Annotated in this window: 25 protein-coding genes and 1 tRNA gene; 9 read left to right on the forward strand and 17 right to left on the reverse strand. The window is 61.1% G+C overall.

What is annotated here, in order from left to right:
• The 5 genes from ACXAG8_RS05055 to ACXAG8_RS05075 all read right to left on the reverse strand — a co-directional run bounded on the left by ACXAG8_RS05055 (window position 1) and on the right by ACXAG8_RS05075 (window position 4,844).
• Window positions 1-156: a hypothetical protein gene (locus ACXAG8_RS05055; RefSeq protein WP_475222662.1), complete on the reverse strand. Its 156-nt coding sequence runs from the start codon at window positions 154-156 to the stop codon at window positions 1-3.
• A complete protein-coding gene (locus tag ACXAG8_RS05060; RefSeq protein WP_475222663.1) occupies window positions 153-2,147 on the reverse strand; it encodes a hypothetical protein in 1,995 nt (664 codons plus the stop codon). The genes ACXAG8_RS05055 and ACXAG8_RS05060 overlap by 4 nt, the downstream gene beginning before the upstream one ends.
• A complete protein-coding gene (locus ACXAG8_RS05065) occupies window positions 2,144-3,091 on the reverse strand; it encodes a hypothetical protein (RefSeq protein WP_475222664.1) in 948 nt (315 codons plus the stop codon). Before ACXAG8_RS05065 ends, ACXAG8_RS05060 begins: the two co-directional genes overlap by 4 nt.
• A 5-nt stretch (window positions 3,092-3,096) precedes the next feature.
• The gene (locus tag ACXAG8_RS05070; RefSeq protein ID WP_475222665.1) at window positions 3,097-4,080 is read right to left on the reverse strand and encodes a glycosyltransferase family 2 protein; all 984 of its coding nucleotides are present in this window, start codon (window positions 4,078-4,080) and stop codon (window positions 3,097-3,099) included.
• Between the two features lie 146 nt (window positions 4,081-4,226).
• The gene (locus ACXAG8_RS05075) at window positions 4,227-4,844 is read right to left on the reverse strand and encodes a TetR/AcrR family transcriptional regulator (RefSeq protein WP_475222666.1); all 618 of its coding nucleotides are present in this window, start codon (window positions 4,842-4,844) and stop codon (window positions 4,227-4,229) included.
• Window positions 4,845-4,983: 139 nt separating this feature from the next.
• Here ACXAG8_RS05075 and ACXAG8_RS05080 point away from each other — a divergent pair, with 139 nt between their 5' ends.
• Both ACXAG8_RS05080 and ACXAG8_RS05085 read left to right on the forward strand, forming a co-directional pair.
• Window positions 4,984-5,448: a (2Fe-2S)-binding protein gene (locus ACXAG8_RS05080; protein ID WP_475222667.1), complete on the forward strand. Its 465-nt coding sequence runs from the start codon at window positions 4,984-4,986 to the stop codon at window positions 5,446-5,448.
• A 3-nt stretch (window positions 5,449-5,451) separates the two neighbouring features.
• On the forward strand, window positions 5,452-7,638 hold the full coding sequence (locus ACXAG8_RS05085; protein ID WP_475222668.1) for a xanthine dehydrogenase family protein molybdopterin-binding subunit: 2,187 nt from the start codon (window positions 5,452-5,454) through the stop codon (window positions 7,636-7,638).
• Between the two features lie 77 nt (window positions 7,639-7,715).
• Here the strand turns inward: ACXAG8_RS05085 and ACXAG8_RS05090 are convergent.
• Window positions 7,716-7,792: transfer RNA gene (locus tag ACXAG8_RS05090), tRNA-His, on the reverse strand.
• A gap of 47 nt (window positions 7,793-7,839) precedes the next feature.
• The gene (locus tag ACXAG8_RS05095) at window positions 7,840-8,322 is read right to left on the reverse strand and encodes an N-acetyltransferase family protein (RefSeq protein WP_475222669.1); all 483 of its coding nucleotides are present in this window, start codon (window positions 8,320-8,322) and stop codon (window positions 7,840-7,842) included.
• Window positions 8,323-8,390: 68 nt separating this feature from the next.
• On the opposite strand from ACXAG8_RS05095, the gene ACXAG8_RS05100 reads away from it, so the two are divergent.
• Window positions 8,391-8,579: a DUF6324 family protein gene (locus ACXAG8_RS05100; RefSeq protein ID WP_475222670.1), complete on the forward strand. Its 189-nt coding sequence runs from the start codon at window positions 8,391-8,393 to the stop codon at window positions 8,577-8,579.
• A gap of 4 nt (window positions 8,580-8,583) precedes the next feature.
• Here ACXAG8_RS05100 and ACXAG8_RS05105 read toward each other — a convergent pair whose 3' ends face one another.
• Window positions 8,584-9,015, reverse strand: a complete 432-nt coding sequence (locus ACXAG8_RS05105; RefSeq protein ID WP_475222671.1) for an MmcB family DNA repair protein — start codon at window positions 9,013-9,015, stop codon at window positions 8,584-8,586.
• Window positions 9,016-9,127: 112 nt separating this feature from the next.
• On the opposite strand from ACXAG8_RS05105, the gene ACXAG8_RS05110 reads away from it, so the two are divergent.
• Complete coding sequence (locus tag ACXAG8_RS05110) at window positions 9,128-9,448, forward strand: ArsR/SmtB family transcription factor (RefSeq protein ID WP_475222672.1); 321 nt, start codon at window positions 9,128-9,130, stop codon at window positions 9,446-9,448.
• On the forward strand, window positions 9,445-9,870 hold the full coding sequence (locus tag ACXAG8_RS05115) for an SRPBCC family protein (protein ID WP_475222673.1): 426 nt from the start codon (window positions 9,445-9,447) through the stop codon (window positions 9,868-9,870). Before ACXAG8_RS05110 ends, ACXAG8_RS05115 begins: the two co-directional genes overlap by 4 nt.
• 215 nt (window positions 9,871-10,085) lie before the next feature.
• Here ACXAG8_RS05115 and ACXAG8_RS05120 read toward each other — a convergent pair whose 3' ends face one another.
• From ACXAG8_RS05120 to ACXAG8_RS05140, 5 genes are all read right to left on the reverse strand, one after another.
• Window positions 10,086-10,391: a hypothetical protein gene (locus ACXAG8_RS05120; protein WP_475222674.1), complete on the reverse strand. Its 306-nt coding sequence runs from the start codon at window positions 10,389-10,391 to the stop codon at window positions 10,086-10,088.
• 60 nt (window positions 10,392-10,451) lie between these two features.
• The gene (gene nusB, locus ACXAG8_RS05125) at window positions 10,452-10,934 is read right to left on the reverse strand and encodes a transcription antitermination factor NusB (RefSeq protein ID WP_475222675.1); all 483 of its coding nucleotides are present in this window, start codon (window positions 10,932-10,934) and stop codon (window positions 10,452-10,454) included.
• Entirely contained in the window at window positions 10,931-11,482 is a 552-nt protein-coding gene (locus ACXAG8_RS05130; RefSeq protein ID WP_475222676.1) for a 6,7-dimethyl-8-ribityllumazine synthase, read from the reverse strand. The genes nusB and ACXAG8_RS05130 overlap by 4 nt, the downstream gene beginning before the upstream one ends.
• 2 nt (window positions 11,483-11,484) lie before the next feature.
• The gene (ribB, locus tag ACXAG8_RS05135; RefSeq protein ID WP_475222677.1) at window positions 11,485-12,606 is read right to left on the reverse strand and encodes a 3,4-dihydroxy-2-butanone-4-phosphate synthase; all 1,122 of its coding nucleotides are present in this window, start codon (window positions 12,604-12,606) and stop codon (window positions 11,485-11,487) included.
• Window positions 12,607-12,723: 117 nt separating this feature from the next.
• The gene (locus tag ACXAG8_RS05140) at window positions 12,724-13,311 is read right to left on the reverse strand and encodes a riboflavin synthase (RefSeq protein WP_475222678.1); all 588 of its coding nucleotides are present in this window, start codon (window positions 13,309-13,311) and stop codon (window positions 12,724-12,726) included.
• Window positions 13,312-13,472: 161 nt separating this feature from the next.
• Between ACXAG8_RS05140 and ACXAG8_RS05145 the strand changes: the two genes are divergently transcribed.
• The 3 genes from ACXAG8_RS05145 to ACXAG8_RS05155 all read left to right on the forward strand — a co-directional run bounded on the left by ACXAG8_RS05145 (window position 13,473) and on the right by ACXAG8_RS05155 (window position 17,993).
• Window positions 13,473-14,768 (forward strand): capsule biosynthesis protein, encoded by a 1,296-nt coding sequence (locus ACXAG8_RS05145; RefSeq protein WP_475222679.1) that lies wholly within the window; start codon window positions 13,473-13,475, stop codon window positions 14,766-14,768.
• An 87-nt stretch (window positions 14,769-14,855) separates the two neighbouring features.
• Complete coding sequence (locus ACXAG8_RS05150) at window positions 14,856-15,989, forward strand: polysaccharide biosynthesis/export family protein (RefSeq protein WP_475222680.1); 1,134 nt, start codon at window positions 14,856-14,858, stop codon at window positions 15,987-15,989.
• 3 nt (window positions 15,990-15,992) lie between these two features.
• Window positions 15,993-17,993 (forward strand): capsular polysaccharide biosynthesis protein, encoded by a 2,001-nt coding sequence (locus ACXAG8_RS05155; protein WP_475222681.1) that lies wholly within the window; start codon window positions 15,993-15,995, stop codon window positions 17,991-17,993.
• Between the two features lie 9 nt (window positions 17,994-18,002).
• Here the strand turns inward: ACXAG8_RS05155 and ribD are convergent, their stop codons facing one another.
• The 4 genes from ribD to ACXAG8_RS05175 form a co-directional block, all read right to left on the reverse strand.
• Window positions 18,003-19,103, reverse strand: coding sequence for a bifunctional diaminohydroxyphosphoribosylaminopyrimidine deaminase/5-amino-6-(5-phosphoribosylamino)uracil reductase RibD (gene ribD / locus ACXAG8_RS05160; RefSeq protein WP_475222682.1), 1,101 nt, complete (start codon window positions 19,101-19,103; stop codon window positions 18,003-18,005).
• The gene (gene nrdR, locus ACXAG8_RS05165) at window positions 19,100-19,570 is read right to left on the reverse strand and encodes a transcriptional regulator NrdR (RefSeq protein WP_170324479.1); all 471 of its coding nucleotides are present in this window, start codon (window positions 19,568-19,570) and stop codon (window positions 19,100-19,102) included. Before nrdR ends, ribD begins: the two co-directional genes overlap by 4 nt.
• Before the next feature lie 120 nt (window positions 19,571-19,690).
• Window positions 19,691-20,104, reverse strand: a complete 414-nt coding sequence (locus tag ACXAG8_RS05170; protein ID WP_475222683.1) for a secondary thiamine-phosphate synthase enzyme YjbQ — start codon at window positions 20,102-20,104, stop codon at window positions 19,691-19,693.
• 23 nt (window positions 20,105-20,127) lie between these two features.
• Window positions 20,128-20,532: a hypothetical protein gene (locus ACXAG8_RS05175; RefSeq protein WP_475222684.1), complete on the reverse strand. Its 405-nt coding sequence runs from the start codon at window positions 20,530-20,532 to the stop codon at window positions 20,128-20,130.
• Between the two features lie 413 nt (window positions 20,533-20,945).
• Between ACXAG8_RS05175 and ACXAG8_RS05180 the strand changes: the two genes are divergently transcribed.
• A complete protein-coding gene (locus ACXAG8_RS05180; RefSeq protein ID WP_475222685.1) occupies window positions 20,946-21,965 on the forward strand; it encodes a helix-turn-helix domain-containing protein in 1,020 nt (339 codons plus the stop codon).
• Window positions 21,966-21,978: the final 13 nt, after the last annotated feature.

Genomic DNA, 21,978 nt, shown 5'->3' on the forward strand with positions numbered 1-21,978 from the left:
TTAATCAAAGAACCGCATTTCGAACCAAGATGTGTATCGCACCCGTTCGGACATTTCGTCAACTCGATCATCGGGGGCGAAACCAGGCCCGTTCTTCCCCTGCATCTGTTCGGTGTAATCGCCCCGGGCGGACAGGCCGGGGGTAATCGCCATCATCGCTCGGTCCGTTTCAACTGATTGGAGAACCGCTTGAATGTCGGGCACAGATCACGCGCACGTTTCAGATAGTGTTGGGCCTGGTCCTTGTTGCCGCGCCGTAGGTGAATTTGCCCCGCCGCCCCCTGAATTGCGGCTGATGCCTCGTCCAGGTCGGCTGCCTGCAATATCTGTTTCTCGCCCTGCCCGGTGGCCCCCAACCGTTCCAGCAGACGACCGGTGGCAAACATGAGGAACGGGTTTTCAGGGTCACAGGCCAGGGCGTCGGCCATTGCCCGGCGTGCCCGACCGCCGTCGCCATCCGCTTCGTAAAGCTCAGCCAGACGTTTGTGATACAGCGGGTTGTCGGGACAGGTCGCGACGACGGATCGGGCCGTATCCAGGGCGCGGGGCAAGGGCACCTGCCCAAGATGCAACTGAAGGATCGAGCTGACGCTTTGCATGCGCGGGTCCTGGGGCGGAATATCCGGCACGTTTGCCAACCCGGTTTGCAGCGCTTCAAGCCGCGCGCGGTTGCCCAGCAGCCGCCGGGCCCGCTGATCCATCGCGAGTTCCGACCAATCCAAAAGGAACAAATCGAAATTGCATGGCTGGCGGGCGATGACCTTGTGCTGAACAAGGTACAGGTTGTTGAACGGAGCGAAACGGCGTTGGCGCACCGCTTTCTGCAGCGCCCAGTCCGTCGGCGGAAACAGCCGGAACGGCAGTTGATCCCGATACAGCATTCGAGAACCAAACACGATAACGTCAGGCCGTAAGGGTTTGGACCAAAACGCTTTTGCGAATTGCAGCCCCGCCGCCCAGCGCTTTTTCTGCGCGCCCAGAATGGCGGCCCGCAATGCGCATAGAACAGCATGATCTTCGGGCCAGAGATGCGCCGTTTCCAGCCCCTTTTTCGCCATCGCTTCGCTTTCTTTCCACTTGCCGAGGTAGAACCCGTTCAGCGCCTGCAACAGCGGCAGAAACGCGTTGTCGGCCCCGGCATCCAGAATGGGCTGAGCCAGCTCATAGGCTTCGGCGCAACGGTCCTGCGCGCACAGGTATTGCGCGGCCTTGGCATAGATATGCGCGGCCTCAGAGCTATTGAGAAAAGCCTCTGGCCCCTGCCCCACCCGCGCGATGACGCGCTCGTTTGCGGCCAGAATTTCATCCGGCGTCAGTACGTCGCGAAAGACCTTGCGTTGCTGCCCCGAGATCCGGGCCGCCGCCATGGAAAACGCCGAGATGAACGGGGCGATAACCTGATCCGCGCGAGACATGGTGTACAACTCAAGAAAATCGCGCTTGGCCCGGCTCAGCCCGGACAGGTCCGCAATGTCCGACATCTGCATCAGCCCCGGGAATTTGCGCCGGAACCGCGCAATCAATTCGGGCTGGTCGGAAAACATGATGGCCTTGTCGCCACCCGCTTTTTCAAGATGGGCCTCGTACATCTCTTCCGGTTCGATCTTGGCAGGCCAGGTCGAGTGTTTCCACGGCAGCCCGTTCAGGATGTCGCCGCGGCGAATGTGATAGGCGGAAACGCCCTGCCCGCTCAGTTGGGCGTCGGCGCGCTCCATGATTTCCTTCAACTCATCGGTAAAGCCGATCTCGTGAATGAATGCGCGGTAACGCGGACGGATGGCTTCGATGTCCTCCCAAGGGAAGGCCAGAACCTCGAACCCTTCTTCGACCAGTACGGACCGCCCCGCGGCCAGGTGTTTGGCCAGGCGGTCGGCCGAGGCATCGCCCTGGAATTTCCAGATCGGCAGGGCCGTGCGGCTAAGTTGTTCAAAGCTGGGTCCATCCAGAAAATGCGCCGCCATCCAGTCGTCAGAAAACAGCTCGTGAGGGGTATCCAGTTCCGGGGCGTCCGCGCCCTGAGGGAACCAGTTCACCCTGTAATCCGTGTCGAAATCCCTGGCCAGGCGGATGCAGGTCAGCATCATCAACAGGCGCGCACCCATCCTGTCCTTGCGCTGACCGATAAAGACGCCCCTGGCCCCGGTCATTGCGCCTCGCTGGCGGCATCCGCCTCGGCCTGCTGCCGCCGCAGGGCGCGAAACCGCTGACGGGCAAGGCGGGCAAGCTTGGGGTGCCTTTCACCGCAGACGGATTCGATACCACGAATATACCACGGCAAGCGGCGCCGAACGCGCAGCATGCGGTAATAGTCGGCCTCGCACAGCGACCCATCCATCGCGCCCAGCATGACCGGTTTCAGCATGTCCAGCTTGCGCAGCATCGGCGCGGCAAAATGGTTGGAAAACCACGTCTTGAGCAAGACGACATTGTCCCCCTGCAACCGGTTGGCATGTTGGCGATCCAGATCAAAGAATGGGTCATAAAGAACATAGACCCGGCCCGCCGTGGCAATCGTTTCCGCCGCATCGCCAAGTGGCAGGTCCCAATCCTGCACACGGCCGAACCCATAGCGGGTTTCCCAGGGAACCAGCCGTTCATCCAGTGTGGTCTGGGGGTTGAAGGCAATGACTGTCGCCCCCGGCACCAGACCGGAAAATGTCAGCGCCCCGAACCCTCCCATCGAGGCCCCGGCAAACACAACCCGGTCGAACCTGTCAAAAAACCCCTCGGCCGCCTTCTCCTGCAGGTAGGTGATGATCTCGGGGTCCCTGAACCAGGCTTTGGTCCGGGCCAATACACCCAGGTGCGACCACCCTTCGTCCCGGAAGAACTTCCACCCCCAGGGTTCCCGCGCGAAGGACAGGTCGTTGACGTTTCCAATATTGTCAAAGCTGACAACCAGTTTCGACGCGGACCGCTGGTGAAACAGGATTGCGTGACGTTCAAGCTTTTGCAGGAACCCGGTTCCGGTGCCTCCGGGATATAATTCGACAAACCACGGCGGCGCGGGGTCCGTCAGAATCCGTTCGTACCCGGTTTTGCGATCGGGGTGATCCGGTTTCAACTGGTCCTTGCTCAGGTCGGCGGCCATGGCGATCAAACGAGATTGTCGGCCAGCCAGGCCCGGAAATCCACCCAGTCGGGCCGCAACTTGATCTCGGCGATCTTTGCGCGGTGCCAGTCGCAGGCCTGCGCGTGCAGCCGGGCAAGTTCGTCATCGGATTTCAACTCGGCCAGGATCGGCATCGCGCGCTCTGCCGCGGGCAGGATGGACTGGTCGGTCTGCTTGTTGGCGTTCATGTCCTTCCAATAGGACTGCCCCTGATCCACGCGAATGTGGTTTGTCCGGCCCCGGTCGCGTTTGACCAGGAACCCGTCCAGCGACCGGACCGAGTAATGGTGCAACCGCCCGAATTCGTGGTCGAACCCCTGCCAGGCGCGCCAACCGACCTTTTCAGCCGGATACAGCTTTCCGCCCGCGTCGGACCACGCAATTTCTCGTTCTTTGCCCTCTTCGATACCTTTGGGCCGGTGCGGGCCGAAACGGGTGAACTTGCCATTGTTGCGAAACAGGGTCTTCAACCCGTATGCGCGCCCCGAATGGTAAGGGAATTCGCGGTCGGCCATTGAAAACGCCTGGGTCACGGGGCGGTCTTCAAAGCTGATATTGCCCGAGCTTCCGAACAACCTCCAGGCAAAGGAAATCGCGTCTACGGGCTGACCTGCGCGCTCTTCCACGGCTTCGATCAGGGCGGCAAAGCTGTTGTCGCCACAGCGGATGTTCCAGAATTCATCCACGTCCAGACACATCAACCAGTCGGCATCCTGAACCCGCGGTTCGCGCCGGGCGCGCCGCAACATCCGGTGTTGCGGGTTGCCGCCCTCTTTGACCTCGTTCGACACATGCGTCGCGATCCCCAATTGCTGCAACCGCCGAGCCATGTCGTCGGTCCCGTCATCGCAGTCATTGGTGAAAATTACAAAGTGATCCACCCCCAGCGACCGATGATAGGCCACCCATTCCAACATATAGGGGCCTTCGTTTTTCATGGTCGTGAATATGGTAATGGATTGAGACATTTATGCCTGTTCCCGCGTTTCCTCGGACTTCTTTTTACACAACCGTGGCAGGCTGGGCGAGGACCGAAATGCCCAAAACGGCAATCCGGTGCGATACTGGTGCAAAGCTACACCTGAACGCGGCCACCAGCACCTGGGCGCTGCCTCTACTGCGGGGTTGCGGGCAGGCCGTACCGGCTGAGCATCATCCGGACGCTGCTTTCGATCGTGTCGGCCATTTCTTCCTGGCTCAGGACATCGCCAGTGAACAGCATGGGCCAAAAGGCACGGGCCTTGATCAGGCCAATGAACTCTTTGCCCGCTTGTTCGGGGTCACTGATATGCAACTGCCCGTCTTCATGGGCCTGTTTCAGAATGGTGACGAATATCGAGGTCTTGTCCAGCTTGCCCTGCGCAGTGGCGGCCAAGTCGGGGTTGCGCAAGGATTCGCTGATGATCATGCGCGACATGGCAATCACGTCCGGCGACATCAAAATCCGTCCCTCGGCCCAGGCCAGCTCGGTCAGCTGCTCGCGAATATCCCGCCCCTTGTGATAGCGCATCTCGTGGACCTCCGCGAAGCGGCCGGACAGTTCCAGAACGATCGAGCGGAACAGGTTTTCCTTGCTTTCAAAGTACTTGTACAGCGTCCGCTTGGACACCTGCGCGCGCGCGGAAATGCGATCCATGCTGCCTGCGGCAAAGCCTCTTTCCTGAAACTCGGCCACGGCTGCATCGATGATCTGCGCCCGCTTGGACGCATTCGGTGCGCTGTATTCGTTCATGGTTTCCACCTATAGACGCGAAGTTCGCCCGCGGTCAAATTCAGATGTAAACGCACCAGTTTACATTAACGGGAATCACGCTATTGTAAACGCGCCAGTTTACCAATTTCGGAAACCAGCCGAACAGGAGAGCCCCCACATGGCCATGACATTGAAACTGAATGGCAAGACCCACACGGTCGATGCCGAACCGGGCACGCCCCTGCTGTGGGTCATTCGCGACGAGCTCAAGCTGACAGGAACCAAATTTGGATGCGGTGTCGCGTCCTGCGGCGCCTGCACCGTTCATATGGACGGTGAACCGGTACGCGCGTGCCAAACCTATATCGAAGATGTCGCCGATGCCGAGATCACAACGATCGAAGCCATCGGCAGCGACAAGATCGGCGCAGCCGTACAACAGGCCTGGGTTGAACTCGACGTGGTCCAATGCGGGTATTGCCAATCCGGGCAGGTGATGTCCGCGGTCGGACTTTTGTCTGAAAACCCCAAGCCGTCGGCGCAGGAAATCGACGACTATATGTCCGGCAATGCCTGCCGTTGCGCCACCTATCAACGCATCCGCGCCGGTATTCAGCGCGCGTCCGACATCCTGGAGGCCTGACCCATGACCATCAACACCTCTCGCCGTGGATTCCTGAAAGGCGCCGCAGCAACCGGCGCCGTGCTTCTTGTCGGCATGCGGGGCGACGGCGCCCTTGCTGCGGCCGGGGCCGACTCTGCCCAGCTCAACCCGTTTGTCCGCATCGACGCCGATGGCACGGTAACGGCCATCGTCAAACACTTTGAAAAAGGCCAGGGCCCGGCAACCGGGCTGCCGACGCTGATTGCCGAGGAAATCGGCCTGCGCATGGACCAGATCGAATACGCGTTCGCGCCGTCAGATCCACAGGTCTATAACAACCTGTTCTTTGGCGCGTTTCAGGGCACAGGCGGATCGACTGCGATGGCCAATTCCTGGCTGCAATACCGTCAGGCCGGGGCCGCCGCGCGCGAAATGCTGATTTCCGCCGCTGCGCAATCCTGGGGCGTGGATGCGTCCACCGTAACAATCGAAGAAGGCGTCGTCCAAGCAGGCGACCGGTCGGCGCCGATTGCGGAATTTGTCGCGGCGGCCGCACAGTTGGACGCCCCGGTCGAGCCACGGTTGAAAGACCCGTCCGAATTCCGCCTGATCGGCAACGAGGCGGTTCGGCGCAAGGATTCGGCCATCAAGGGAAACGGACAGGCGATCTATGCAATGGATCTGCACCTGCCCAATCAGATGGTGGCCATGATCAAGCGCCCGGAATCGCGAGGCGCAACGGTCACGGGAATGGATGACAGCGCATCCCGCGACATCAAGGGATTCGTCAGCGCGGCAATCCTGCCCAACAAGGCCGGCGTCGCCGTTTTTGCCGAAAACACCTGGGCCGCCATTCAGGCGCGGGATGCGATCGAGGTCGAATGGGACCTGTCCGCTGCCGAGGCGCGGGATTCCGACCAGATCCAGGCGGAAATCATGGCCGCCCTGGATGCCGAGCCGGAATACAACGTGAACAAGGCCGACGCGGCCGCCGTGACTGCGGCAATCGACGGTGCGGACACGGTCATCGAGCGGACATTCTACTTTCCGCTTCTGGCCCACGCCCCGATGGAGCCCTTGAACTGTACGATCGAACAGACCGAGACAGGCGAGATCGTGTTGCATGATGGTTGCCAGATGCCCACAGGCCCGCATCTTGCCTATCAGCAGATCTTTGGCCTGCCGCCCGAGAAAATACGGATCAACACCATGCTGGCAGGCGGTTCCTTCGGGCGCCGTGCAACACCTGACGCAGATTACCAGGTCGAGGCCGCCCTTGCCTTTGCCGTCACGGACCGGTCCCGCCCGGTCAAGCTGGTCTGGACCCGCGAAGACGATATGCGCAGCGGTTATTATCGTCCGGCCTTTGGCCACAAGGTTCGCGTAGGGCTGGATGCCAAAGGCGCCATTGTCGGCTGGCACCACCAGGTTGCAGGGCAATCAATCATGAAGGGCACCGCCTTCGAAAGCTTTGCCGTTCATGACGGGGTCGATCACTCGTCCATAGAAGGCATCGCCGACAGCCCCTATCAGATACCGGGTATGGCGCTGGGGCTGACCGACACGCCCAAGGCGACAACCGTGCTGTGGTGGCGATCGGTCGGGCATACCCACACGGCCTATGTCATGGAAACCATGATGGACCTGGCGGCCAGGGCCTCCGGTCAGGACCCGGTGGCGTTCCGGCTGGCGTATCTGGCCGACAGCTCTGACCCGGACCAGAACCGCAAGGCACAGGTCCTGAAGCTGGCGGCCGAAAGGTCCGGTTGGGGGGATGTCCCCGCAGGTCACGCCCAAGGTGTCGCTGTCCACAAGTCGTTCGGTTCCTACGTCGCCGAGGTGGTCGAAGTGTCCGGCGACCCCGAAACCGGGCTGCGCATCCACAAGGTGACATGTGCCGTAGATTGCGGCATCGCCGTCAACCCGGACGTCGTGCGCGCCCAGATGGAAGGCGGAATCGGATATGGCATCGGACATGTCATGCGCGACCAGATCACGCTGACCGGTGGTGCCGTGGACCAGTACAACTTTCCTGACTACGAGCCGCTTCGGATCGGCGATATTGCGCAGATCGACGTCCATATCGTGCCATCCGCCGAAGCACCATCCGGCGTGGGTGAACCCGGCACCCCACCATCGGCCCCCGCCCTGGCAAACGCAATCGGGGCGCTGTCGGGCCTGCAGGTGACCAGCCTGCCCATGTCCGAAAACGGCGTGACCTTCGCCTGACAACCTTCAGCTGCGCCGTGTTACCCAACATGGCGCAGTTGTTCTGCGGCGGTGAATACGTCGAATTTCGGGGGAAGTGGTACCGCCTCCCTGGCTTGAACAGGGGACCTCTGGATCCACAATCCAGCGCTCTAACCAACTGAGCTAAGGCGGCACTTGTGGAGGGCGATGTAGCGAACGCGTGCAGGGATTGCAAGGGCATTAAAGCCAAATTTGCCAGCTTTGTTCCACCAGATCGACCCCAAAGGAATGCACAGGTTTGCTGGCGGTCAGCTGCCACCCGAAGGCCCGGTATAGAGCACAGGCCGCCGCGTGGCTTTCATGGGTCCACAGCACCATTTGCCGGTATCCGCTGGCCCGTGCGAAATCCATGCAGGTTGTCAGCATCCGCTTGCCCAGCCCCAGGCCGCGGGCCTCGGGCAACAGCAGGAACAGACGCAATTTGGCGGTCTGATTGTCCTGCGCGACACAGAAAATACTGCCCAAGGGGCGCCCTGCCCTCTCGGCCACCCAGCCACGCTCGCGGGCCGGATCATGCGCGGCGCTGAAATCACGCAATATCTGCGCGACCAAAATTGCGAAACTGTCATCGAACCCTTCGTCGCGGGCGTACAAAGCCTTGTGCTGTTCGACCAGCCAGGGCGCATCCTCGGGGCGAAATGACCTGAGTTTGACGTCGTTCATCCCTGATACCCCGCTTGATTCTCGCGCCATCGCAGGCTAGCACCATTGCGCAGTCCCCGGAGGCATTTATGGGCATCAACACCGAACGCGATATCGAAGCCAACCTGCAGATCGGCCCCACCGACCAGGGCATGGTACGGTTGTACATCGAAGGGCCGGGCATCGAGATCCCCATGGATTTTGACCCGGAAGAGGCCGAAGAAATTGCCGAGGAAATCCGGGCGGCGGCCCAGGCGGCGCGTGCCGTCAACGGCTGACATCCTATAGCCTGGGGTCGCGCAACCCTTGCAATCTGCGCGCGGCATCGACGGCAAATTTCTGGATCATCTTCTTGCGCCGCGCTGGCGCCAGCCTGGTTTCAGGACCGGTCCGGACGATCTCGGCGTCATAGGCATCGGCGATGATCAGGCCGGTTTCCGGCGGCAACAGTTCCGTTGGAAACGCGGTATCCACCGCCCAAAAGAACCGGTCGCACCATTCCAGGTAGCCCTGCCATTTCGCGTCTGACTGAAAATCGGCCCGGCTGGACTTGCATTCCACCACCCAAAGCTCGCCCTTGGGTCCCAGGCCCATCACGTCTACGCGCAATCCGCGGGCCGGAACAAATTCCTCAACAGAAACAAACCCATGCGTCAGCAGGTGCCGCGATACACCGCGGGCCAGTTTTTGTCCGGGTTGCAGATCCAAGGTCATTGGCAGAATGTGAACAATTCGTGAACAAAAATCAAGCGCCATCTTGGGGTTGACGTGATACCTATTGGTATCATATATAAATGACACCTTTTGGTATCGCATTCGAGACACCATGACACAGCAAACTCAAAACGTATTCCGCGCGCTGGCTGACCCGACCCGCCGGGACATCGTGCAAATCCTGGCCAACCAGGACATGACGATCGCCCAATTGACGGACCGGTTCGACATGACCCGCGCGGCCGTGAAAAAACACCTGACCGTGCTGTCTGATGGCGGGTTGATCTCTGTCGAAACCCGGGGGCGCGAGCGCGTCAACCGGCTTGAACCAAGCGGAATGGCCCCGGTCCTGGAGTGGTTCAGCTATTTCGACCAGTTCTGGGATGATCGCCTTGCCCATCTGAAAGCCGCCATAGAAGGAGACGAAAAGTGACCGCAACTGTTTTGCAGAAAACCATCTTTCTTCGTGCCACGCCGGAAACGGTCTGGGAATACCTGACAGAGCCCGAGCGGCTGGCCGAGTGGTTTCATAAACCTGAACGCGCGCTGACCGCCGGTCAAAGCCTTGAGATGTTCGGAACCACCAGCGGCGATCTGCTGATCTGGGGCCAGGTGATTGCGGCACGCAGGCCCGAATACCTGGAATACAGCTTTACCGTCAAACCCATGGGCGATGCCGTCAGCGTGGTGAAATGGACGCTGGAACCCGTCGCCGGGGGAACCCGGCTTGGGTTGCTGCATGAAGGGCTGCCGCAGACCGCCGATGCCTTTGGCCTGATCCTGGCCCTGGACAAAGGGTGGGACGAACATTTTGGAACGCTGCGCACGGCCCTGCACGAAACTGTTGACGCCTGACCCCTTGTACGAACCCGCCAGAGGCCCTACTTAGGCGCGTGGCGGGTTCTGCCCTTCTCGTGATTGGCAGCATTCCGGTGGCCTTAAGCAATTCCGAGGGAGCTGGCTCTGTTCAGGTCCTGGCCTGATTACCTGGCGCCCACCTGTATATACAGGTCCTCGGGAATCAAAGCCCCACGGTTGACTGGTGGTCCCGCCACACTTTTCCTTGGATATCAGCGTTCTGCGCGGGTTTCCTGCGGTACAGTCGCCGGTTCAAACCGATGAACAACGGGCGAGCCGCGCCTTGGGCCTTGTGGCTTTTCCGCCATGCTCATGATCTTGTAACCAAACTGAACACCGGCAAAGACGATGCCGTTCATGAACCAGATCATGCCCAGCGCAATCAACCCGACTTCAGAGCTGGAAATCAGGTAGCGCAGATTCGCGACATTCAGGGCCAACAGCACCCCGACAAAAACTGCCGAAATGGCGAAACCCCAGGCAACTTGAGTGATGTACAGACGGACCAGTTTGGGCATGACGAACCTCGTTGCGCTATAACATTCAGTTTAGCGCATATTACTGGCTGTCAAAAGGTGTCAGAATGCCTCGGGCTTGGCTTCGCGCGCCATGTGATCCAACACGGCGTTGACGAATTTGGGTTCTTTCCCCTCGGGGAAAAAGGCGCGTGCAACATCGACGAATTCGGTGATGACGACCTTGGGCGGCGTATCGCCTTGCGTCAGTTCCGCCCCGGCGGCCCGGAACACCGCGCGCAAGGTCGGGTCGATCCGTGCGATGGGCCACTTGGCAACCAGCGCCCGATCCGTCATCTGGTCGATGGGCGCCTGATAATTCACGGCATCATCCACCAGCTTGCGGAATACGCCGATATCGCCATCCAGCATCTCTTCGCCTTCGTAGACCGCGCCAAACCGGTGGTCCAGAAACTCGGCCACGACGGCTTGGGTCGTTTGCCCGGACTGTTCCATCTGGAACAACGCCTGCACGGCATAAAGCCGGGCGGCGGATTTCTTCAGGCGTTTCTGGCTGGCCGGTTTCGGCGCGTCTGTCTGGGTCATGCTGTCGTGGGTCCGTTGCTGTCGCCCGCCACAAGGATGGACTCGGACGGCGGCTTGAAGCCCACGCCCTTTTGTGAGGCGCCCCACTTACGGCTGAGCGCGATCAGATGCAAGGCCGCAGCAGCCGCGCCGCCCCCTTTATTCATCTTGTCCGGGTTTGCCCGCACTTCGGCCTGATCGTCGTTTTCGACCGTCAGGATACCATTGCCGATCAACAGGCCCTGCAGGCCCATCAGTTGAATGGCGCGGCTGGAATCGTTGCACACCGTTTCATAATGCGTGGTCTCGCCCCGAATGACGCAGCCCAGCGCGACGTAGCCGTCGAAGTTGCACTGGCGGTCTGCCATGGCGATGGCGGTCGGAATTTCCAGCGCGCCCGGGACTTCGACCACCTCGCAGGTGCCGCCTGCCCGCTCGATCTCGGCCCTGGCACCAGCGACCAGATTGTCGGCGATGGCCCGATAGAACGGCGCCACCACGATCAGCAGCTTCACCGGCTTGTCGAAGGTCGGGGTCGGCAGAACGCCGTGTTTGTCTTGTTCAGCCACGATCAGTCGTCCTTGAGAATGGATCGGGTCCCGACAATGGACAGGCCAAACGCGTCGAGCCCCAGGTATTTCGTTTCCGGCGAGTCCGTCAGCAGCACCAGTTCCTGAATACCCATCTTGGACAGGATCTGCGCACCAAGCCCGGTTTGCTTGATCGTACGCGGTCCTTCCTCTTCTGCGGCATAGAGCGAGTTGCGCGGCTGGCGGAACAGGCACACGACACCGCGCCCCTCGGCGGCGATCTTTTCCATCGCCCTGGGCAATTCCTGCGGCGATTTCGGACCCAGGCCCAGAATATCCGGTGCCTCGTGCAGCGCGTGCGTGCGCGTCAGAACCGGCTCGGGCGTGGTGATGTCACCCTTGACCATCACCACATGTTCGATGCCATGGGTCTGATCGGTGAATATCCGCATCTCCCATTCGCCGCCATATTCCGACGTGACCGTTTCGCGCGAGGTTTCGACCACCAGGTTGTCATTGCGCGACCGGTAGCTGATCAAATCGCTGATCGTTCCGATCTTCAGGCCATGCTCTTTGGCAAACGCCACCAGATCGGGCAGGCGCGCCATGGTGCCGTCGGGGTTCATGATCTCGCATATCACGCCAGAGGGGTTGAGGCCCGCCAGCCGAGAGACATCGACCGCGGCCTCGGTATGCCCTGCCCGCACCAACACCCCGCCACGCTTGGCGCGCAGCGGAAAGACATGGCCGGGTGTGGCGATTTGGGCCATCGTGTTCTGCTCGTTGATTGCGGTCGCCACCGTCAGCGCCCGGTCGGCCGCCGAGATCCCGGTGGACACGCCTTCGCGAGCCTCGATCGAAACCGTAAAGGCCGTTTCGTGCCGGGACGAGTTGTTGATCGCCATCATCGGCAGCCCGAGGCTGTCGATACGTTCAGGCGTCAGGGTCAGACAGATCAATCCCCGACAATGGGTCGCCATGAAGTTGATCGCCTTGGCATCAGCAAATTCGGCCGCAACCACAAGATCGCCTTCGTTTTCGCGGTCCTCGTGATCGACAAGGATATACATCCGGCCCTTTCGAGCCTCGTCAATAATCTCTTCGATCGGACTGATCGCCTCGCGCAGCTGGGTCTCGACCGGTCCGGGTGTTTCATAGCTCATTGGGCAGCCTTTCCCTTGGCAACTCTTGGTGACGAAATAGACCAGCGCATGCGCAAAGACCAGAGGCCTTGGACACCGTCACGGGCGGGACGCAACGTTGCGCCCGGCATGCCGCGTTCAGTCCACCTGGGACAAACGCGCGACATAGCGGGCCAGAGTGTCAATCTCCAGGTTGACCCTGTCACCGACGCCAACAAGCCCCCATGTGGTGACGTCTTTGGTGTGCGGGATGAAATTGATGCCAAAGTCGCACCCGTCGACCTCGTTCACGGTCAGGGACGTCCCGTTCAGCGCAACCGACCCCTTGGGGGCGATGAACCGGGCCAGGTCCTGGGGCGCGCGCAAGGTCACACGGGTGCTGTCGCCCTCGTCCTGAACGGCGATCACCTGTGCCACACCGTCCACATGACCCGATACGATATGCCCGCCCAGTTCGTCACCGACCTTTAAGGCGCGTTCCAGGTTGACGCGTTTACCGACGCTCCAGGTATCGATGTTGGTTTTGGACACGGTTTCTGCGCTGATCTGCACGTCGTACCAATCGTCCCCCAGCGCGATCACGGTCAGGCACACGCCGTCGCTGGCGATCGAGGCCCCGATATCAATGCGCCCAGTGTCATACGAGGTCCGAATCCGTGCGCGCAGGTCGCCCTGCTTTTCAAGCTCGGTAACGGTCCCGACGTCAGTGATGATCCCTGTAAACATTCTGTTAACTATCCATCCCTAGCCTGAGCGCCAATTCATAGGTTGAACTACGCCGATCACCACGCGCGGACAAGCACTCTTCCGCCGAAATGGCCGGTTTGGACATAGTTTTGGCAAGTGTGGACATGATTTTGCCCGCAAGTTTGGATAACGTAATGCTGATGGACCACTCACCGTCATACCACAACAGACGTGTTTTCCTGTTTCTTCAGGGGCCGCACGGGCCGTTCTTCAGCACCCTTGGCCGCATGCTGCGCGTCTCAGGTGCCGAGGTGTGGCGCGTTGGTTTCAATGCAGGCGATCGGGCGTTCTGGTCCGACAAAGACCGCTATGTCCCGTTTCGCGGAACACCTGATGAATGGCCCGAAACCCTGGTTGACCTGATCGTCGGCAAAGGGGTGACCGACCTTGTTCTGTATGGCGATACGCGCCCCATCCACGCAACAGCGGTCGAGATTGCGAAATCCCGCGGCGTCACGATCCATGTTTTCGAAGAAGGATACCTGCGCCCGTGGTGGGTCACCTATGAACGCAACGGGTCGAACGGCAACTCGCGCCTGATGGACCTGAGCGTGGAACAGATGGATTCCGCGCTGCAGCTTTCGGACACGCAATCGCCGCCCCCGTCACATTGGGGCGATATGCGCCAGCACATATTCTATGGCGCGCTGTATCACGGTTTTGTCCTGTTCCTGAACCGGAAGTACCGCAACTTCAGACCGCATCGCGACCTGCCGGTGTCGAAAGAGTTCCGGCTGTATTTCAAGCGCCTGTCCCTGATGCCCTTTCACCGGATCATGCGGGGGCTGGCCACGGCCAGGGTTCGCCGAACCGGCAACCCATTTCACCTTGCCCTGCTGCAACTTGGGCATGACAGTTCCGTGCAGAACCATTCGGACTATGCCAGCATGTCCGAATTTCTTGAACATGTAATATCGGGCTTTGCCAAGGGCGCCCCGGGCCATCACCACCTTGTCATCAAGGAACACCCGCTGGAAAACCACCGCGAACCGCTGCGCAAGCGGACCCGCGAACTGGCCCGCGCCCACGGGATCGCCGACCGGGTTCACTATGTCCCCGGCGGCAAGCTGGCGAAACTGCTGGACGAGGCCAACAGTGCGGTCACGATCAACTCGACAGCCGGGCAACAGGTTCTGTGGCGCGGGATACCCCTGCGCAGTTTCGGACGCTCGGTCTATGACAAGCCGGAATTCGTTTCCCGGCAAAAGATCGAAGATTTCTTTGCCAACCCGGATGCGCCGGACAAAAGGGCCTATCGCCAATACCGGCAATTCCTTCTGGACACCTCGCAGGTTCCCGGCGGCTTTTATTCCCGCCGGGGTCGCCGTCAATTGCTGCGCAACGCGGTTGACATGATGCTGCGTTCGAAAGACCCGTATCAGTCCATCCTCAGGGACAAAGAGGCGGCAGCGCCACAGTTGCGGATCGTAAAATAGCCCAGCCTGTCCTGTTGCTGGAACTCGGGTGCCGAAACGGCTAACCTGCCGCACAAGGCAGAATAAAAAAGCTCGAGGATACAGGCAGTGCAGCGTTTTCCAATCCGATGGATACGGGGGGTCGCCCTTGTGGCCACATTTGGCCTGCTGGCGGCATGCCAGTTGCCGAAAACCGGCCCGAACAAGACCGAGATCCTGGCCGGGTCAGTCGAAAACGGCGGCAACGCCTTTGTGGTCGAAGTCGACGACCGCGTTGCCAAAGCGACGTCCACTGTGCCGCAATTCGGGTTCTCGTCCGCGTTCCGCAGCGCCGAAAACCTGACCGCAGATACGATTCGCCCCGGCGACGTGCTTGGCCTGACTGTGTGGGAAAACGTCGATGACGGTTTGCTGACCACGGAAACCGGGGCCGCCACGGTTCTGGACGAGGTTCAGGTGGATAGCGATGGCTATATCTTTGTCCCTTATGCCGGACGCCTTCGCGCAGCCGGAAATACGCCCGAACAGTTGCGTGCGTTGATTTCCACCAAGTTGCAGGAACAGACGCCGGACCCGCAGGTGCAGGTTCGCCGCGTCGCGGGCGACGGGTCAACCGTATCTTTGACCGGCAAGATCGGCCTGCCGGGCATCTATCCGATCGAACGCCCGACGCGGACCCTGTCCACCATGCTGGCAAAGGCCGGTGGCGTCGCGGTGTCCACCGATATTGCCCTTGTCACCGTTATCCGCGGCAATCAACGGGGAACGGTCTGGTACGAGGATCTGTTCCGCAATCCCGAAACCGATATCTCGCTGCGGGGCGGTGACCGTATTCTGGTCGAAGAGGACAGCCGGTCCTATATCGCCCTGGGCGCGACGGGTGGTCAGTCGCGGGTGGCTTTCGACAGTCAGGACCTGTCCGCGCTGGAAGCCCTGGCCCAGGTCGGTGGATTGCAATCGCTGTCCTCGGACCCGACCGGCATTTTTGTTTTGCGCAACGAACGTCAGGACATTGCCCGCAATGTCATGGGCCGCGCTGATATCCAGGGCGAGCCACGCATGATCTACCTTCTGAACCTGACCGCGCCCAACGGGCTGTTCGTCGCCCGCGATTTCGTCATTCGCGACGACGACACGATCTACGTCACCGAAGCGCCTTATGCACAATGGTCGAAATCCGTTTCGCTGATCGCCGGTGGCCTGACACCCTTTGCCAATGTCGCGACGCTGACCGGTAACTGATGCATGTTTCCTGAACCGGAAACCTCGGCCGAGAGCGAACGCTCTCGGCTTTTTGTGTACAATGCCGGCTTTCTGACCAATGCCCGTATCCGCCGCATCCTGGCGCTGTCGGGATATGACATCAGGCTGGGCCTGCCCGGTCCGGACGACATAGTCGGCATCTGGGGCAACAGCCCCACCGCACATCGCGGGCTGCGCGTCGCCAAGGCCCGAACCCAGCCTATCTTGCGTGTCGAAGATGCGTTCCTGCGGTCGCTGCATCCGGGGCGCAGCGGCGAACCCCCGCTGGGGTTGCTGCTGGACCGGAAGGGCGTTCATTTCGACGCCTCGACGCCGTCTGATCTTGAGGCACTGCTTGCCGCGCACCCGCTGGACGACACCGCCTTGCTGGATCGGGCGCGCGGCGCCATCGCGCGCCTCAAGGACCTGCATCTAAGCAAGTATTCCGCGGTTGATCCCGAAATCGCCCCGCCCGAGCCGGGCTATGTTCTGGTCATCGACCAGACCCAGGGCGACGCGGCGGTCAGCGCCAGCCAGGGCGATCCGGCGCTGTTCCGCGAAATGCTGGTCATGGCGCAAGAGGAAAACCCCGGTGCGCGCGTCATCATCAAGGCCCACCCCGAGACACGCGCCGGGCATCGCGACGGATATTATTCGGATGATGACCTGTCCGACCGCGTGTCCATCCTGTCCGACCCGATCAGCCCCTGGGCCTTGCTGGAAGGGGCGGTTGGCGTCTACACGCTTTCCTCGCAGATGGGGTTCGAGGCCATCCTGGCCGGTCACAAGCCCCGCGTTTTTGGGCAGCCTTTCTATGCCGGATGGGGATTGACGCAGGACGAAACCCCCTTGCCCAATCGTCGACGCAACCTGACGCGGGCCCAGCTGTTTGCCGCGGCGATGCTGCTTTATCCGAAATGGTACGATCCGTACCACGACCGGCTGTGTGAACTGGAAACGGTTCTCGACACGCTCGAAGCACAGGTCCGCAGCTGGCGCCAGGATCGGCACGGGTGGAACGCATCCGGGATGCGGCTGTGGAAACGCCGCCACCTGCAAGCCATGTTTGGCCGGGTTCACAAGGTCCGGTTCGTGTCCGGCCCGGCGGCCCGCACGGACCGGCCGCATCTGGTGTGGGCCAGCCAAAACCAGGATGCCGATGACGTGGTACGGGTCGAAGACGGGTTCCTGCGTTCGCGCGGGTTGGGCGCGCAGCTGGTGCTGCCCCTGTCCCTGGTCGCAGATGACGTGGGCATCTATTATGACCCGACCCGCCCGTCGCGGCTTGAGGCCCTGATTGCCAAGCGCGAGGTTTTGCGCCCCGATCAGGACCGGCGGGCCGAGCAGCTTATCGCGCGGCTGACATCCCTGGGGCTCAGCAAGTACAACACTGGCGGGGCCGTGCCGTCCCTGCCGAAGGGGCATAAGATACTGGTGCCCGGCCAGGTCGAAGACGACGCGTCGATCCTGCTGGGCACCAGCACCGTCCGTACCAACCTTGAACTGCTGCAATCGGTGCGGCAGGCAAACCCGAACGCGATCTTGATCTACAAACCCCATCCCGATGTCCAAGCGGGGCTGCGCGATGGTCGGATCGACGCCCAGGACCTGGCAGATGCCATTGTCACGGATGTCGATCCCGCCGCCCTTTTGGCCCATGTGGACGAGGTCTGGACCATGACCTCGCTGATCGGGTTCGAAGCCCTGATCCGCGGGGTAAAGGTCACAACCTTGGGCGCACCCTTCTATGCAGGTTGGGGGCTGACGACGGATCTTGGCACCGTTCCCGCAAGACGCGGGGCGACGCCGTCCCTGGCCGGTCTGGTCCACGCAACGCTGATTGATTACCCGCGCTATTTGGACCCGGTTACAGGCCTGCCCTGCCCTGTCGAAGTGGTCGCGGACCGGCTGGCAGAAGGGATATCGGCACCCACCGGATCGCTGAATCGCGTTCTGTCCAAGCTGCAGGGTGCGTTGTCCACCTATGCGCATCTGTGGCGGTGAGGCCCCGGATCAACGCGCAGGGCGCGCCCAACGATGCAGAATATCCGGTCCGACCGGACGGGTTTCGACAAGCGCGAACCGGGGCGCGGCCTCAAGGGTTTCCAACCCCAGCGCGCCAAGCGCGGGCAAGCCTTCCGCACCGATGGCCAACCCGGCCGTGAACCCGACCAATTCATCAACCAGATCATCCGCCAAAAGCGACGCGGCCAGCGCCGACCCGCCTTCGCAAAACACCCGCGTCAACCCGGCCTGCCCCAGCTGAGACAAAAGATCGGTCGGGTCGATGTGATGTCCCTGCAGGGCGCAGGGGATCAGCCGCGCGCCGACGCCTTCCCACGCGCGGGCACGCTCGGCATCCGGTGACGGCCCGTGGCACAGCCAAACCGGGGTGTCTTTTGCCGTTCGGGCCAGTTGTCCCAGCAATGGCAGCTCAAGGTGGCGCGAAACCACCACACGGACCGGTTGCCGCGCAATCCCAAGATCCCGAACCGTCAGCGCCGGATCGTCAGCGCGCGCCGTTCCCGCGCCCACCAGAACGGCGTCATGTTCGGCGCGCATGGCGTGAACCGCCCGCCGCGCCTGCGGGCCGGTGATCCATTTGCTGTGGCGCGACGCCGTGGCGATCCGCCCATCGAAACTGCTGGCCAGTTTCAGGGTGACGAATGGCCGGCCCTGTTCGTTTTTCAGGAAGAACCCGGCATGGTCACGCGCCGCCTGTTCGGCCAGAACGCCGGTTTCGACATCTATCCCCGCGTTACGCAACATGGCAAATCCCTGCCCTGCAACCCGCGGATCGCTGTCTTCGATCGCCGAAACGACGCGCGCAACCCCGGCATCAATCAACGCCTGGGCGCAGGGCGGTGTCTTGCCATGATGCGCGCAGGGTTCAAGCGACACATAGGCCGTGGCCCCGCGCGCAGCATCGCCTGCCTGTTTCAGGGCTTCGGTCTCGGCATGGGGCCGCCCGCCGGGCTGTGTCCACCCCCGGCCCACGACCCTGCCGCCCTGCACGACGACACAGCCGACTGCCGGGTTGGGCCAGCACTGGCCCCGTCCGCGCCGCCCCAATGCCAGGGCCAGCGCCATATATCGCTTGTCAGTTTCGGTCACTCGTCCGTCGAAGGCTGCGGCGGGCGCAGTTCGTGAACAAACTCTTCAAAGTCATCGGCCGCCTGGAAATTCTTGTAGACACTCGCAAAGCGAACATAGGCCACGGTATCAATCCGCGCCAGCGCCTCCATGACGATCTCGCCGATTTTGCTGGACGGGATATCTGTTTCGCCCATGCTTTCCAGACGCCGCACAATCCCCGAGATCATCTGGTCGATCCGGTCCGGTTCGATGGGTCGTTTCTGCATCGAAATGCGGATGGACCGCTCCAGCTTGTCGCGGTCAAAATCCTCGCGCTTGCCATTGGTCTTGATGACGACCAGATCGCGCAGTTGTACCCGTTCATACGTCGTGAACCGGCCACCACAGGCCGGGCAGAACCGGCGCCTGCGGATCGCGACGTGATCCTCTGCCGGGCGTGAATCTTTCACCTGAGTATCGATATTTCCGCAAAACGGGCAGCGCATCCGCCGTCTCCTCGTCCCTTGTTCCGCCTCTTTTTGTAAGCACTACGGCTGACTTATCCACAACTATAGGCGAGCCGCTAGGATTTGGGTAGTCGGAAATTGCGACCCCTAGATAAAGGGTCAGGCGAAATGTGCCACGACCTGCCTGGAATGCGGGGCGCGGCGATGTTCAAACAGATAGATCCCCTGCCACGTCCCCAACACGGGCTGGCCATCTGCGACCGGTATGGACAGCGAAACCGGCATGATCGCCGCCTTGATATGCGCGGGCATGTCGTCGGGGCCTTCATAGGTGTGCCTGAGATAGGCCATCGACGGATGATCGGACGGCGGCACCAGCCGGGAAAAGAAGGCCTGCAAATCGTCCTGAACCTCGGGGTCTGCATTTTCCTGCACCAACAGGGAACAGGACGTGTGCCTGACAAACAGGGTCAACAGCCCGGTTCCCGCACCCGACAACAACCAATTGCGGATATCGGCCGTGAATTCATACAGCCCTGCCCCGGTTGTTTGGATCGTGAACGTGGTTTGCATCGGCGGAACCGGGCGTTTCGGCGTCAATTGAACAATATCCGCACGCTGCAGCGCCCGTTGGCCCCCTGAACAGACATGCTGTCGCCCGGCGTGAACCCGAACGACACAAAACTGTTGCGCTGTGGAACCGCCCCGTCCGGCGGCGGCTTGAGCGAAAACTGAACCGCCGTTCGCCGCCCCGTCGTGACGCTGGGCCCGTATCCGCGCAGCACATAGATTTTCTGATGCCAGCCGGCACCCAGCTTGCGCCGGGCGAAATCGGCTGCGGCGCACCAATAGCCGTCAACATCCTTGCGCGCGCGGGGAATAACCTCGAAATCGGTGCCATTGATGGGTTCGGTCCGGTACCCGTTGGGGGCTGCACCAGATGGGCCAGACACACCCAGCGCCACAAAGGCGGCCAGCGCGAGCGTCGCAAACTGTTTCATCTACAGGGTCTTTCCTTCAGACATGCGGTTCCTGCCCCAGTATCGCGCAAAACGCGGGGCGCGAACATCACAAAACAATCACTTTTGGCAACAGTTTCCCCAGATACCCGACCTGCGGCACATTCGGGCCGGGCTTGGAAAAGAAAAGCGTGCCGGGGAGCCTTGGTCCGGTTCGGGCGACCGGACCCGGCTCGGCCCCATCCCCAACAAGGTTTTGACCCGGCACTGCAATCCATCTGGGGTCTGTCCCTGCCCGTTTCTTGCCCGCAGTTGACAAAGGCTTGTGAGTTTGCGCCAATCCCACCGGTCCCAAGACCCGGCGGCCCCCGAAGGGTTGGCGGGTTTGGGTATTTGCAAATCACCGAGTGTCGAACATATTGGACCGGTTCGGAATTGGTTGCGGTTATTTCATCATGGAAGTTGATATCGGCAGAATTCACTTGCTGACCAAAGCATTGGAACGCCGGGCCGGAAGCTCTGCGGTGGCGGAACAGGTTCTGAAAGACAGCAACCTGAGCAAGAGCGCCATAGCCCCGCCTGCCACGACCTATAGCGCCCATAGCGAGGCGCTGTTTGTGCGGCATGCGTGTGATGCGCTGGATGATATTACCTTCGGAGCCCAAGCCGGGCTGCAATTCGTATCGGCATCCAGCCTGACCGCCTATATCAGCAAATACTCGCGCGATCTGAAACAGGTCATGGAAAACACGGCCCGTTTTCACCGGTTCATCGACCCGGCGCTTGCGTTTTCACTTCGTGTTTCGGGCAACCACGCCGCGCTTGAGGCCGAGTGGAAAGACCCGCGGTTTTCCCGTTACCATCGGCGGACAGAGTTTCTGTTGTTCGCCGCAATTGCGCGCATGCGGGCGCTGACGCAGGTGAAAATCACCCCGATCCAGATGCGGTTTCCGCACACCGTCGGCAGGCACGAGGCCGCGTTTTCCAAGCTTGGCGGGTTTCCCGTCATATTCGGGGCCGAAAAGCCCGAGATTATCCTGACGCTTTCTGCGCTGGAGCAAAGCGTTCCCACCTATGACCCCGCATTGCGGCAACATCTGCTGGAACACGGTGAACACCTGCTGGCGCAGACGCCGTCAAACCAGCAGAAGCTGCGCGCAAAGGTCGAAGGGCTGATCACGCAATCCCTGCCCGGCACGATCATTCCGGCAGACAAGGCCGCCGAACACCTTGGCCTGAGCGCGCGCACCTTTGCGCGCCGCCTCAGGGAAGAAGGCACCAGTTATCGCGAAATCGTCGAAGACCTGCGATGCGACCTGGCACAGACCTTCATCAAGAACGGGCTGGTTCTGACTGAAATCTCTTATGCGCTGGGATATGCGGATCAGGCCGCGTTTTCGACGGCGTTCAAGCGGTGGACGGGTCAGGCACCCAGCGCATTTCGCAAACGCGTCGAACACCCTATCAGCCACTGAACCTCGGGGAAGC

This window comes from Ruegeria sp. ABD4_443 (assembly GCF_056160865.1).

Excerpts from the sequence above, each read along its gene's own strand:
- ACXAG8_RS05055 (WP_475222662.1), bottom strand. The coding sequence starts at position 156 with ATGATGGCGATTACCCCCGGCCTGTCCGCCCGGGGCGATTACACCGAA.
- ACXAG8_RS05060 (WP_475222663.1), bottom strand. The coding sequence starts at position 2,147 with ATGACCGGGGCCAGGGGCGTCTTTATCGGTCAGCGCAAGGACAGGATG.
- ACXAG8_RS05065 (WP_475222664.1), bottom strand. The coding sequence starts at position 3,091 with ATGGCCGCCGACCTGAGCAAGGACCAGTTGAAACCGGATCACCCCGAT.
- ACXAG8_RS05070 (WP_475222665.1), bottom strand. The coding sequence starts at position 4,080 with ATGTCTCAATCCATTACCATATTCACGACCATGAAAAACGAAGGCCCC.
- ACXAG8_RS05075 (WP_475222666.1), bottom strand. The coding sequence starts at position 4,844 with ATGAACGAATACAGCGCACCGAATGCGTCCAAGCGGGCGCAGATCATC.
- ACXAG8_RS05080 (WP_475222667.1), top strand. The coding sequence starts at position 4,984 with ATGGCCATGACATTGAAACTGAATGGCAAGACCCACACGGTCGATGCC.
- ACXAG8_RS05085 (WP_475222668.1), top strand. The coding sequence starts at position 5,452 with ATGACCATCAACACCTCTCGCCGTGGATTCCTGAAAGGCGCCGCAGCA.
- ACXAG8_RS05095 (WP_475222669.1), bottom strand. The coding sequence starts at position 8,322 with ATGAACGACGTCAAACTCAGGTCATTTCGCCCCGAGGATGCGCCCTGG.
- ACXAG8_RS05100 (WP_475222670.1), top strand. The coding sequence starts at position 8,391 with ATGGGCATCAACACCGAACGCGATATCGAAGCCAACCTGCAGATCGGC.
- ACXAG8_RS05105 (WP_475222671.1), bottom strand. The coding sequence starts at position 9,015 with ATGACCTTGGATCTGCAACCCGGACAAAAACTGGCCCGCGGTGTATCG.
- ACXAG8_RS05110 (WP_475222672.1), top strand. The coding sequence starts at position 9,128 with ATGACACAGCAAACTCAAAACGTATTCCGCGCGCTGGCTGACCCGACC.
- ACXAG8_RS05120 (WP_475222674.1), bottom strand. The coding sequence starts at position 10,391 with ATGCCCAAACTGGTCCGTCTGTACATCACTCAAGTTGCCTGGGGTTTC.
- nusB (WP_475222675.1), bottom strand. The coding sequence starts at position 10,934 with ATGACCCAGACAGACGCGCCGAAACCGGCCAGCCAGAAACGCCTGAAG.
- ribB (WP_475222677.1), bottom strand. The coding sequence starts at position 12,606 with ATGAGCTATGAAACACCCGGACCGGTCGAGACCCAGCTGCGCGAGGCG.
- ACXAG8_RS05140 (WP_475222678.1), bottom strand. The coding sequence starts at position 13,311 with ATGTTTACAGGGATCATCACTGACGTCGGGACCGTTACCGAGCTTGAA.
- ACXAG8_RS05145 (WP_475222679.1), top strand. The coding sequence starts at position 13,473 with ATGGACCACTCACCGTCATACCACAACAGACGTGTTTTCCTGTTTCTT.
- ACXAG8_RS05155 (WP_475222681.1), top strand. The coding sequence starts at position 15,993 with ATGTTTCCTGAACCGGAAACCTCGGCCGAGAGCGAACGCTCTCGGCTT.
- nrdR (WP_170324479.1), bottom strand. The coding sequence starts at position 19,570 with ATGCGCTGCCCGTTTTGCGGAAATATCGATACTCAGGTGAAAGATTCA.
- ACXAG8_RS05170 (WP_475222683.1), bottom strand. The coding sequence starts at position 20,104 with ATGCAAACCACGTTCACGATCCAAACAACCGGGGCAGGGCTGTATGAA.
- ACXAG8_RS05175 (WP_475222684.1), bottom strand. The coding sequence starts at position 20,532 with ATGAAACAGTTTGCGACGCTCGCGCTGGCCGCCTTTGTGGCGCTGGGT.
- ACXAG8_RS05180 (WP_475222685.1), top strand. The coding sequence starts at position 20,946 with ATGGAAGTTGATATCGGCAGAATTCACTTGCTGACCAAAGCATTGGAA.